Annotated in this window: 9 protein-coding genes and 8 tRNA genes; 13 read left to right on the top strand and 4 right to left on the bottom strand. The window is 44.1% G+C overall.

The window, feature by feature from the left end; all coding sequences use genetic code 11:
• Positions 1 to 10: 10 nt before the first annotated feature.
• From K0625_RS16575 to gltX, 3 genes are all read right to left on the bottom strand, one after another.
• Positions 11 to 86, bottom strand: a tRNA-Glu gene (locus K0625_RS16575).
• An 80-nt stretch (positions 87 to 166) separates the two neighbouring features.
• A tRNA-Ala gene (locus K0625_RS16570) sits at positions 167 to 242 on the bottom strand.
• 104 nt (positions 243 to 346) lie between these two features.
• The gene (gltX, locus tag K0625_RS16565) at positions 347 to 1,756 is read right to left on the bottom strand and encodes a glutamate--tRNA ligase (RefSeq protein ID WP_220110701.1); all 1,410 of its coding nucleotides are present in this window, start codon (positions 1,754 to 1,756) and stop codon (positions 347 to 349) included.
• Positions 1,757 to 2,084: 328 nt separating this feature from the next.
• On the opposite strand from gltX, the gene K0625_RS16560 reads away from it, so the two are divergent.
• The 12 genes from K0625_RS16560 to K0625_RS16505 all read left to right on the top strand — a co-directional run bounded on the left by K0625_RS16560 (position 2,085) and on the right by K0625_RS16505 (position 9,945).
• Positions 2,085 to 2,160 (top strand) — tRNA-Val (locus K0625_RS16560).
• Positions 2,161 to 2,200: 40 nt separating this feature from the next.
• Positions 2,201 to 2,276 (top strand) — tRNA-Val (locus tag K0625_RS16555).
• A 38-nt stretch (positions 2,277 to 2,314) separates the two neighbouring features.
• Positions 2,315 to 2,390, top strand: a tRNA-Val gene (locus K0625_RS16550).
• Positions 2,391 to 2,427: 37 nt separating this feature from the next.
• Positions 2,428 to 2,503, top strand: a tRNA-Val gene (locus K0625_RS16545).
• Between the two features lie 39 nt (positions 2,504 to 2,542).
• Positions 2,543 to 2,618, top strand: a tRNA-Val gene (locus K0625_RS16540).
• 37 nt (positions 2,619 to 2,655) lie between these two features.
• A tRNA-Val gene (locus K0625_RS16535) sits at positions 2,656 to 2,731 on the top strand.
• 156 nt (positions 2,732 to 2,887) lie between these two features.
• Entirely contained in the window at positions 2,888 to 3,115 is a 228-nt protein-coding gene (locus K0625_RS16530) for a hypothetical protein (RefSeq protein ID WP_220110700.1), read from the top strand.
• A 441-nt stretch (positions 3,116 to 3,556) separates the two neighbouring features.
• Positions 3,557 to 4,507 (top strand): TRAP transporter substrate-binding protein, encoded by a 951-nt coding sequence (locus K0625_RS16525; RefSeq protein WP_220110711.1) that lies wholly within the window; start codon positions 3,557 to 3,559, stop codon positions 4,505 to 4,507.
• Positions 4,508 to 4,614: 107 nt separating this feature from the next.
• Positions 4,615 to 5,247 carry a TRAP transporter small permease gene (locus tag K0625_RS16520; protein ID WP_220110699.1) on the top strand — a complete coding sequence of 211 codons (633 nt, stop codon included), beginning with the start codon at positions 4,615 to 4,617 and terminating at the stop codon, positions 5,245 to 5,247.
• Positions 5,244 to 6,641, top strand: a complete 1,398-nt coding sequence (locus K0625_RS16515) for a TRAP transporter large permease (protein WP_220110698.1) — start codon at positions 5,244 to 5,246, stop codon at positions 6,639 to 6,641. Before K0625_RS16520 ends, K0625_RS16515 begins: the two co-directional genes overlap by 4 nt.
• A 113-nt stretch (positions 6,642 to 6,754) precedes the next feature.
• The gene (locus K0625_RS16510; protein ID WP_220110697.1) at positions 6,755 to 8,581 is read left to right on the top strand and encodes a sensor histidine kinase; all 1,827 of its coding nucleotides are present in this window, start codon (positions 6,755 to 6,757) and stop codon (positions 8,579 to 8,581) included.
• On the top strand, positions 8,578 to 9,945 hold the full coding sequence (locus tag K0625_RS16505) for a sigma-54-dependent transcriptional regulator (RefSeq protein ID WP_220110696.1): 1,368 nt from the start codon (positions 8,578 to 8,580) through the stop codon (positions 9,943 to 9,945). Before K0625_RS16510 ends, K0625_RS16505 begins: the two co-directional genes overlap by 4 nt.
• On the opposite strand, the gene K0625_RS16500 is transcribed toward K0625_RS16505, so the two are convergent.
• Positions 9,938 to 11,215: an MFS transporter gene (locus K0625_RS16500; protein WP_220110710.1), complete on the bottom strand. Its 1,278-nt coding sequence runs from the start codon at positions 11,213 to 11,215 to the stop codon at positions 9,938 to 9,940. The two genes, K0625_RS16505 and K0625_RS16500, sit on opposite strands and share 8 nt — an antisense overlap.
• Before the next feature lie 125 nt (positions 11,216 to 11,340).
• Between K0625_RS16500 and K0625_RS16495 the strand changes: the two genes are divergently transcribed.
• The gene (locus tag K0625_RS16495; RefSeq protein WP_220110695.1) at positions 11,341 to 12,210 is read left to right on the top strand and encodes a LysR family transcriptional regulator; all 870 of its coding nucleotides are present in this window, start codon (positions 11,341 to 11,343) and stop codon (positions 12,208 to 12,210) included.
• The last annotated feature ends 48 nt before the right edge of the window (positions 12,211 to 12,258 follow it).

Raw genomic sequence — 12,258 nt, 5'->3', positions numbered from 1 at the left:
TTATAAATAGTGGTATCCCCAAGGGGATTCGAACCCCTGTTACCGCCGTGAAAGGGCGGTGTCCTAGGCCTCTAGACGATGGGGACCCGGACTGCATTAGACTCTGCAAAGAGTGAATACTCATTAAGTTTTGTAGGCTAAAACTTAACGCTTACATTCAGTTAGTTGGTGGAGCCTAGCGGGATCGAACCGCTGACCTCAACACTGCCAGTGTTGCGCTCTCCCAGCTGAGCTAAGGCCCCTCACTAACTAAAACACTTTTGAGTGCACCGCGAACTATTCGTTGCCTGTGTCTCAACTGCGTGGCGCATTCTATGCAGCGCACCCAAAAGAGTCAACCCGTTTTTTACGAATTTATTCTATTTGCTACAAATTCAATCGCTTTGGAGATTCTTTGCTCTGTACGGGCCTTTCCAACCAAGAATATGGTTAAATCAACAGCAGGAGACATACCAGCGCCCGTTACGGCTACACGCAGTGGCATACCCACTTTACCCATACCGACTTCTAATTCAGCTGCAGTATCTTCAATTGCTTGATGAATTGCTTCTAAAGTCCACTCATTTAATCCAGCTAATTTAGTCTGGAACAAAGTTAATGGCTCAAGTGCAACACCTCTTAGATGCTTTTTAGCTGCAGTCTCATCAAACTCTGCAAAGTCTTCAAAGAAGTAACGGCTAGATGCTGCAAGCTCTTTTAGTGTCTTTGCACGCTCAGACAGAGCAGAAACCACTTCAGACAGTTTTGGACCATTACTTGTATCAATATCTTGATCAGCCATGTGCCACTCAAGGTGAGAAGCAACATATTCAGGATCAAGTTCTTTAATATAGTGCTGGTTTAACCAAATTAGCTTTTCGGTATTAAAAGCAGAAGCCGCTTTGTTGATATCATCAAGGCTGAAGAGTTGCTTCATCTCATCAATAGAGAATACTTCTTGATCGCCATGGGACCAACCAAGGCGAACCAGGTAGTTAAGTAGTGCTTCAGGTAAATAACCATCATCACGATATTGCATCACCCCTACCGCACCATGACGCTTAGAAAGCTTAGCGCCATCATCACCTAAGATCATCGATACGTGAGCATACTCAGGTACTGGTGCTCCTAATGCTTTAAGGATGTTGATCTGACGAGGTGTATTGTTGATATGATCTTCACCACGAACAACGCAAGTAATTCCCATATCCCAATCGTCAACAACAACACAGAAGTTATAAGTCGGTGTACCTTCAGTACGTGCGATGATCAAATCATCTAATGTGCTGTTTGCAAATTCAATGCGGCCACGTACATGATCATCAAATACTACACTGCCTTCTGTTGGGTTTTTGAAACGCACAACAAATGGCTCATCAGTATCACGTGGAGCTTTATCGCGACAGCAACCATCATACTTTTGTTGCTCACCTTTCGCAGCTTGCTCTTCACGCATTGTTTCAATGCGCTCACGGCTACAGTAACACTTATATGCAGTCCCCTGCTCTAGCATCTGTGCAATGATTTCGTTGTAACGATCAAAACGCTTGGTTTGATAGTAAGGACCTTCGTCCCAATTCAGGTTAAGCCATTCCATGCCTTCTAAAATTGCAGCGCATGCTTCAGGAGTCGAACGCTCAAGATCGGTATCTTCGATACGTAAAACAAACTCACCTTGGTTTGCGCGTGCATATAACCATGAATAAAGTGCTGTACGAGCACCACCAACGTGCAAAAAGCCGGTAGGGCTTGGAGCAAAACGCGTCTTAACTGTCATAATGGACATTGACCTATGTAGAAAGCCTAAATAATAGACTGTACTAATGAATGTGGCGCATATTCTAACAGCCAAAAGGGCTAGGGAAAATAGATCTACTACTATATGGCCAATTTTATGAGGAAAATCTGTCTTTCTTCGATTTAAAGTTTTATCTATTGTATAAGCAGCGACTAAGTGCCCTACTTTTATAAACCTTTTTTCGGTAACAACCCAGCTCTGATTAACTATGCATCAACACGCGCAAAATTGAACCGTACTCACTATTTTATCTAAAAAAGCGTTGACAGTAGATCGTTCCTCCCTATAATACGGCCCCACACAGCGAGGTCGATTAGCTCAGCTGGGAGAGCACCTCCCTTACAAGGAGGGGGTCACTGGTTCGAGCCCAGTATCGACCACCATATTCTTTTCATAAAGAATTAAAACATTGTGTAAATCCCAGGTCGATTAGCTCAGCTGGGAGAGCACCTCCCTTACAAGGAGGGGGTCACTGGTTCGAGCCCAGTATCGACCACCATTCTTTTCATAAAGAATTAAAACACTATGAAAATCCCAGGTCGATTAGCTCAGCTGGGAGAGCACCTCCCTTACAAGGAGGGGGTCACTGGTTCGAGCCCAGTATCGACCACCATTCTTTTCATGAAGAATTAAAACATTATGAGATCCCAGGTCGATTAGCTCAGCTGGGAGAGCACCTCCCTTACAAGGAGGGGGTCACTGGTTCGAGCCCAGTATCGACCACCATTCTTTTCATGAAGAATTAAAACACTATGAAAAATCCCAGGTCGATTAGCTCAGCTGGGAGAGCACCTCCCTTACAAGGAGGGGGTCACTGGTTCGAGCCCAGTATCGACCACCATTCTTTTCATGAAGAATTAAAACACTATGAAATCCCAGGTCGATTAGCTCAGCTGGGAGAGCACCTCCCTTACAAGGAGGGGGTCACTGGTTCGAGCCCAGTATCGACCACCATTCTTCTAAAGCTTCCAACGCTGAAAACATTTTCAATCAAGTTTTATCGAATAACAGCGATGAACCATAGAATATTTTCCAATATACCCAATCAAACCCAACATATCTTCCTCGCTAAACTATTCTTCAATAAGAACCCAGATTGAGAGCAGGACAATGAGCAATGTCAGCCAGTCCGCATCTTTGAGCAGCATAGCGGACTATATAAAGCTTACAAATAACTGCGATCAACAGACAGCACTTATCGAAGCTAAAGAGGTGATGAATAATCTAGTCACCATGAGACAAAAAGGCTTCATTACTGGCTGGTATTTTGATGAATATGGTCATTTAGAGCTGTTACCAAGTGACTCCATCCTTAAACACATTACCCCAAATAAATAGTGCTACTGGCAACACTGAACAACATTCTAGCCATAACACTCCCCTCCCCGCTCATCGAGCCTCTATTTGAGGTAAGGCATAGAGATACCCTTTAACGAAGCCGTAATGGGTGTAAATCCACCCATCACTCCACTTTAAGACTGTGAGATCCCACCCAAAAACTCTCGTAATGGTGATCCACTCTCAAAAGAACATTCCCGCAACATACTGACAACCAAGCGATTACCTTTATTTATTCATAATTGGCTTGCTCTTTGCTCTATGAAAAGAAGCCATAGAGGACACTTAAATAAATGGTAAGGGGATAATTTATCCCCTGTCAGTGTTAATCAAACAAATAAAATAAAGGGAATGAAGATGACTAACCGATACCTACCAGCTCAACTGCAATCACTCGCACGCTCAATAAAAGCCTTCGTTAAGCTCTCAACGATCGCGACCATGTTGATCTCTAGCAGCCAAGTATTCGCAGCCCCCGTAGAGATAAAGTTCTCTCATGTCGTGGCAGAAAATACCCCTAAAGGGCAGATGGCTCTCAAATTTAAGGAGCTAGTAGAGCAGAGATTACCGAATGAATACCAAGTTAATGTCTTTCCAAACTCACAATTATTTGGTGACAACAATGAAGTAGCCGCCCTATTACTAAACGATGTACAATTTGTTGCCCCCTCTCTGTCTAAGTTTGAACGCTATACAAAAAAATTACAGATCTTCGACCTACCTTTTCTTTTCAGTGATATGGAAGCAGTTAATCGCTTTCAACAAGGTGAGTCGGGACAAAAGTTATTGGGTTCAATGAAGCGTAAAGGCATTGTCGGACTGGGTTACCTGCATAACGGTATGAAGCAGTTATCGGCAAGCAGTCCATTATTATTACCCACAGATGCTAGCGGTAAAAAATTCCGTATTATGGCCTCTGATGTACTTGCTGCACAATTTCAAGCAGTGGATGCCATTCCAGTAAAAAAACCTTTCTCTGAAGTTTTTACCTTACTGCAAACTCGCGCTATCGATGGCCAAGAAAATACTTGGTCAAATATCTACTCTAAAAAGTTTTATGAGGTTCAAAGCTACATTACTGAGAGTAATCATGGCGTGCTTGATTACATGGTCGTGACTTCAAATACCTTTTGGAAAAGTCTTCCGGCCGATAAGCGAGCCATCATTAAAACAGCCCTAGACGAGGCCGTAGCTTACGGTAATGAGATCGCTGCCGCCAAAGTCAATAAAGATAAAGAGACAATTGTTGCCTCAAAGCGTTCTGAAATTATTCAACTCTCTCCTGAGCAGCGCCAGCAATGGGTCACCGCCATGAAGCCCGTATGGTCACAGTTTGAGGCCAAAATAGGTAAAAACCTTATTCAAGCGGCAGAAGCATCTAACAAGCAATAATAAGCAGGAATGAAGTGTACGTACCCTATTCAAAACAAGATAAAGAACAGACTAGGGTACCTCTCTTCGCCGTTTATTTTAGGAGTAAATATTTTGGGGAGTAAGCCGTGATAAATCGATTATATACTCACTTCGAAGAGGGGTTACTTAATCTCTTAATCACCTCGATGACAGTTCTGGTTTTTGTTGAAGTGATCGCTCGCTTTTTCTTTAATACCGGCTTTTTATGGATACAGGAGCTAACGCTGACATTATCAGCTTGGTTCGTGCTGTTTGGCATGTCTTACGGCGTAAAAGTCGGAGCACATATTGGTGTCGATGCATTTGTGACAAAATTACCGAAACAGGGCAGAAAAATAGCCGCATTAATGGCCACTACAATCTGTATCGGCTACTGCTTAATGTTTCTCAAGGGAAGCTGGGATTATCTCAGCAAGATGCATGAAATTGGCATCCCCATGGAGGATATTGACTTTCCCCATCTACTCGTCAATCAATTAGATCCTGATTTTGCTTGGGAGGCCCTGCGCATTGATATTGAGGAGCCCGCAGTCCCGCTTTGGCTATCTCAAAGCATATTACTTTTCGGCTTCGGCTTACTGCTATTTCGATTTATTGAACTATTCATCGCCATAGCTCGCAATAAAACTCTCGGCTTTACCTTAGCCGATGAAGCCAAAGAGAGCATGCAATTAGCCCAGGAGATCACCTCAGACAATCATAAGGATGATAAATCATGACCATCGCCACTCTGTTTATCACCTTATTTATCTGCATGATGTTAGGCATGCCGATCGCTATCGCCCTTGGTTTCTCTAGCATGTTAACCATCTTGCTATTTTCAGATGATTCGTTAGCATCAGTTGCGCTCAAGCTCTATGAAGCCACATCTGAGCATTACACACTGCTCGCAATCCCCTTCTTCATTCTGTCATCGGCCTTTCTGTCCACTGGCGGCGTCGCTAGGCGTATTATCGACTTTGCTATGGATAGCGTAGGCCATATTCGTGGAGGCCTTGCTATGGCCTCTGTGATGGCTTGTATGCTATTTGCCGCAGTTTCAGGCTCCTCTCCAGCAACCGTTGCCGCCATCGGCTCAATCGTTATTGTCGGCATGGTAAGAGCTGGATACCCAGAGAAGTTTGCTGCGGGAGTTATCACCACCTCAGGCACATTAGGCATTCTCATCCCCCCTTCAATAGTTATGCTGGTCTACTCAGCAGCAACAGAGGTCTCTGCCGCGCGTATGTTTATGGCAGGTTTAGTTCCCGGGCTAATGATGGGTCTGCTGCTGATGCTAGCTATCTATATCGTTGCCAGAGTGAAAAACCTACCATCACGCCCCTTTCCAGGTTTTAAAGCATTAAGTGTTTCCAGTGCCAAAGCAATGGGCGGGTTAGCGCTTATTCTCATCGTACTCGGTTCTATCTATGGCGGAGTGGCAAGCCCAACAGAGGCCGCTGCCGTGGCGTGTGTGTACGCTTACTTTATTGCTGTTTTTGGCTACCGGGATATAGGCCCCCTGAAAAATGTTCCATGGCAAAAACAGCAGGAGTCATTCGTTACTGCAGGTGTGAGAAACATCGGCTATATGATACTTGCGGTATTGAAAACCCCAACAGATAAAGAGGTCCGTCACGTTGTACGAGATGGAGCTAAAGTCAGCATCATGTTGCTGTTTATCATTGCAAATGCGATGTTATTTGCTCATGTTCTGACCACTGAACGTATACCCCATATCATAGCAGAAGCCATTATAGGATTAGGTCTACCAGCATGGGGGTTTCTGATCATAGTCAATATCCTACTGCTAGCGGCTGGCAACTTTATGGAGCCATCGGCTATCTTGCTCATTATGGCCCCCATTCTATTTCCGATCGCAACTCAGCTAGGTATTGATCCAATACATCTGGGCATCATTATGGTGGTAAATATGGAGATAGGCATGTTGACGCCTCCGGTAGGATTAAATCTCTTCGTCACAGCGGGGATCACAGGGAAAAGCATGGGCTGGGTGATTAAATCCTGTATTCCATGGTTAGGGCTACTATTGATTTTCCTCATCCTAATCACTTATGTACCGCAGATATCTCTATTCTTTCCCGAATATATTGATAAATTAAACGGTTACTAATGGCAACCATAAGTATCCATAAATAATACAAGGGTTTCACAGATGTCTAACCAATAGTATAGTAATGCTACTGGTTAGACTCGCTATGTTTTCACTGGGATGTGTATAGCTCTATGTCAATAAACACTAAAAAATATCTACTTACAACGTCTCTAATCATCTCAGGGCTGATTATCACTCTATTTTCGACCCACAGCTACTACCTCGATGAAGGGTACCAAGAGACAGATCACAGCTCCCAGCAACAGATGAAAGAGTTGATCAACTTCCTCGGCGCATCACTATCGAGATATGAGAGCATTCCCCATGTGCTTTCCACCAACCCCCTACTCAAAAATGTTCTGCTAAACCAGCAAGATGAAAAAAGCCTACAAGCACTCAATATCTATTTAGAGCAGATACAGAACATCACAGAGTCGTTGGATATCTACCTAGTCGATGCTCTCGGAGTCGCAATATCTGCGAGTAACTGGAGAGAAAACCACTCTTTCATTGGTAAAGACTTCTCCTTCAGACCCTATTTTCAAGAGGCGATTGCGGGAAATTTAGGGCGCTATTTTGCTGTTGGCACCACTTCAAATAAACGAGGGTATTACTTCTCATACCCCATCTATAGCCAAGCCAGTATATTGGGCGCGATTGTGGTAAAGGTCGATATCACAGATATCGAAAAACAAAGCACAGGCATTGCTCGAGCTGGCGGTTATGAGTTTGCCGTTGCCGATCCAGATAACATTATCTTTTTATCCAGTATCAACGAGTGGCAGTTAACCTCACTCACTCCCATCGATCAATCTCGTCAATATGCCATTAATGCCTCTAAGCGATATGCTAACCGTGTGATTAGTGAATTAACCCTATACCCACCCTACGAAAATGCACCTAACAAAGAACATAAAATCTATAAAATTAATGCCAACACCAACCAAGATGACTACTTGGAAACCCATAAAGCGATGAACAGAGCTGGCTGGACGGTGCATATCATGACCCCGCTAGCTCCCATATATCAGTCTTTGCCAGCTATTATGCTGCTTTACGCGACCCTTTACCTTCTGCTAGCTCTAGCCGCTCTTTTGGGGTACGAGAAGCGTAAAAACTTGCTAAGAATACAACAAGTTAATGACATGTTAGAGCAGAGAGTTAAAGACAGAACTCAAGATTTAGAGGCAAGCAATCGCATGCTAAGCGAAACCCAAGATGAGCTTATTCAAGCGGCAAAACTGACCGTTATCGGTAGCCTGTCTGCCAGTATTAATCATGAGATAAATCAGCCATTGGCTGCTATAAAAAGCTATGCACAAAATACCTTAACCCTGTTGTCCAGAAATAAGACTGAGCATGTAAAGGACAATATTCATACCATCATCTCACTCACGAACAGGCTTGCGACCATAGTCAGCCAATTTAAGAGCTTCACCCGTAAGAGCCAAGGTGACGACAGCGCGACTGATATTGAGCTATGCATTCAAGATGCCATGACCATAATTCAGCCAGAGATTGATAAACAAGGCGTGGAGCTAAAGCTGATAACAAGCACTGAGCACTATCAGGTGTGGGGAGATGACATTCGTCTTCAACAAGTATTCGTCAATTTAATGAGTAACGCCATCCTCGCTATGGAACGTAGTGAAGCAAAACGGATCACCATACGCATTGAAAAAAGTGAGATGCTTTGCATCAAGATTCAGGACAGCGGCCCCGGTGTGCAAGATAGCCAGATGGAGAAGATATTTGAGCCATATTACACCACTAGCGATCGACAAGGGTTAGGCCTAGGCTTATCCATTTCCCGCAGGATTATCGAGTCTATGCAGGGCAGTATTGAGGTCTCTAACGCTGTTGATGGGGGAGCAATATTTGAAATTTGTTTACCCATCTACCTCAGTGAAATGAAAAATGAACCACCTAAACATCGACACCAAGGAGAGCATTTATGAGCCCAGAGAATCTGGAGCAATATAGAGTCATCATTGTCGATGATGAACCGCTTATCGGTTCGGCACTGGTGCAGCTATTTGAACTTGAAGGGATCCCAGCCTTCGCCACCTCTGAGCCCAAATCAATTATTGAACGAATTGATATCAATTGGCCAGGGGTATTAATCTCAGATGTAAATATGCCTGAGCTAAATGGTATCTCTTTGATGCAGAACCTTATCAAGCAAGATAACGATCTGCCCGTCATACTCCTCACCGGATTTGGTGATATAGCCATGGCGGTTAACGCCCTTAAACAGGGTGCCTATGATTTCCTAGAGAAACCCTTTAACAACGAATATATGCTCGATGTGGTTAAACGAGCCTTAGAAAAACGAGCCTTAACCCTTGAAAATCGGACCTTAAAGCAAGAACTTGAGTCAATTAGTCTTCCCGGCCCCAGAATATTGGGGCACAGTCCGGGGATCAAGCGGATGAAACATATTCTCCACCAGGTATTGGATATGCCCGCCGATGTACTCATAGAGGGAGAAACCGGAACAGGAAAAGAGCTGGTTGCCCGTTACCTGCATGATCATAGTGTGCGCAATCAAGCCAATTTTGTTGCTATAAACTGTGGGGCTATCCCCGAAACGATTATTGAGAGTGAGCTCTTCGGCGCCGAGGCAGGGGCTTTTACCGGTGCTGATAAAACACGAATTGGAAAATTTGAATACGCAAACGGTGGCACGTTGTTTCTCGACGAAATAGAGAGTACTCCCCTCTCCCTTCAAGTAAAGTTACTTAGGGTATTAGAGGACAGATGTGTCGAACGACTGGGGTCAAACAAAACGGTTCCACTCGATATTCGAATCATAGCGGCTACCAAAGTCGACCTAGATAGCCTGTGTAAAACGGGTGAGTTCAGACAAGATCTGCTCTACCGATTAAACTTAGTCACAGTACCTATTCCCGCCCTTAGGGAGCGACGAGAAGATATTGGACTACTGTTTCTACATTTCGCGCGAATAGCCTCCTCCCGTTATCACAAGGCGCTTATCCCATTAACCTCTGAACAAGGTGCCCAACTCACCTCACATGATTGGCCAGGCAATGTCAGAGAGCTGAGAAACCTTGCTGAGCGCTATGTTTTACTCGGTGCAGAAGCAGCCTTTGCTACCTCAATAAATAACCCTGTCAATCTTAATGGCGCCATGTCGTTACAACAAAGGGTCGAGTTTTTCGAACGTCTCTTAATAGAGGAAGCCCTCAGTCACAACAAGGGCAGTATCAAGCTCACCATGGAGCAGCTAGAGCTGCCCCGTAAAACCCTCTATGACAAGATGCAAAAATATGATTTAGACAGGAAACTGTTTATTAAGTAACAAAATCAACCTGAGCGACCTTATCAGAGCGAGCTCGGGTTAACCTATGCAATACCCAAGCAAGCACAAGTAACACAATACTTGAAGCCGCGACGACCCCACTCCAGCCCCAATGTTGCCAAAACGGTAATAGGTAAGGGCCACCAAGTGATGCCCCTAAATAGTAACAACACAGATACAGCGCCGTTGCTTTAGCCCTATGGACTCGAGCGCGCTGAGCAACCCATGCATTACAGCCACTATGAAGCAGAAAGAAACCAAACGAGCTCATCAAAAAGCCGATGCAGATAGCCAAAGTCGTATTCAACAAGGTAACAAGGCCTCCTAAAAACATCGCTAAAATGGCTAAGCTAAATAACCTATCTCGCCCAAAACGACCTATCCAGCGGCTTGAATAAAGAGAAGCTAAGGTGCCACTTAAGTAACAAAGGAATATGAGCGTTACTTGAAAACGTCCCCAATGAAATGGTGACGACATCAGATGAAGTTGAATATAGCTAAATTGGTTTACCATCACCAAAAACGCAAGCCCGCCAACCAGATAGATGCTCCTCAACTTACCATCCTCTAGATGATGCCAAAAGCCCGTTAGATCGCGATAGAGAGACGAATACCAAGTCGTTGACTTTGTACCAGCTAAAAAATGACTTGGTAAGTGACGGTTCTTACCTTTTGCTGGCAATAGGCAGTGTACCGTCACCACACCAATCAGTGAGATCAACAAGATGACGCAGATAACCTCCTGCCAATGAAAATGTAATGACAAGGCGCCGCCTATTAGGCGACCAGCGATACCGCCTAAACTATTGGCAGCAATGTAGATGGCGCCAGCCTTTAACATAGCAGTTTTACTCAGCTCATCTTTAAAATAAGCCATGGCAATTGCCGGCACCGCAGCCAATAGAACACCTTGCAACAGTCTAAGTGCTATTAATTGAGAAAAGTCAGCCACAAACACCATCAACAGATCAGAGAGAAGCAGTAGATATAAACTGATCAACAGAGGCGTTCTACGTCCAACTCTGTCAGATAAAACGGCATAGAAAAGCAGTGAAAATGCCATTGAGAAACTGGTCACAGAGAGAAGTAGAGCCCCATGGGAAACGGCGACATCAAACCTATCAGCGATCAGGGGCAGTATCCCCTGCACTAGATAGAGGTTGATATAAACTACAATAGAGGCGATGGAGAGACTCCAAATAAGCCTTACTTCGCCTCTATATACCAATGAAGTGTGAGCCTCAGGCTCAATTGGAATGCTTGAATCCATCACTTGGTGAGTATTAACCGTCATCAGTCCCAGTAACTTAATAAACAAACTCGATGGACATAGGTTAGCACCAGTAATAACATAACAATAATAGATTAAAACAATAGAAGCTATTGATTAATGTTATGGACATAAGACAGCTTAAACATCTCGATTCACTGGTAAAACATGGCAGCTTCACTAAAGCTGCCGAAAGCCTCAACATGGCACAACCTGCGTTAAGCCAGAGTATTAAACGACTCGAACTTTCACTTGGCGTTACCTTAGTCACCCGCAGCATAAAAAAAATATCACTAACAGCAGAGGGAAAGGCTCTACATAGCCACGCCTTGCTTATCATTAAGCAGCTTAAGCAAGCTGAATCTCATATTAAATCAATGGCTAACCTCACCAAAGGTGAAGTTAACATAGCCGTGCCTGGCATGCTTGGCTCCTTCTACCTGCCAAGCAGGCTAATGGCCTTTAGACATCAATATCCGGATCTAAAACTGTCACTTTTTGAAGGCGGAACACGGGATTCCTTGAGGATGTTGATACAGGAGGAGGTCGATGTTGCCATCATCACAGCACAGGATCTTAAGCCCGAATTTGAAAGCCAACTGTTGTTAACTGAGCAGATGGTGGTGGCACTTGGCACGGAGCACCCTTTAGCCGAGCAGGAAAATATCAATATTGAGCAGTTTTTTGAGCATGAACTTGTGATGTTTAAACCGGGTTACTTCCACCGGGAGTGGATGTTATCTCAGGCAAATGCGTTAGGCTTGCATGCCAACATCGGCTTTGAAACCAATCTAATCAACTTGATCAAACAGATAGTGTCACAGGGTTTTGCTATCACCAGTGTACTCGAGATGGTGATCAGTGAAAAAGATGAGATCTTAGCTAAGCCATTCACTCCACCGGTTTTTCTCGATCTTCATATCGCTTGGAAAAGACATAAGCCTATCAGTGTTGCCGATAGAGCCTTTGTCGATTTTTTAATGAAAAACAGATGACAAAATTAAATAGATAGCCAAATCAAAATAAGCTTCTCAACGAATCAA

Origin of the sequence: Shewanella nanhaiensis, from assembly GCF_019457885.1 — a bacterium.
GTDB classification, from domain to species: Bacteria; Pseudomonadota; Gammaproteobacteria; order Enterobacterales; family Shewanellaceae; genus Shewanella; species Shewanella nanhaiensis.
Note: the sequence above shows the minus strand (reverse complement) of the source record. Positions and strands in the feature narration are given on the sequence as shown.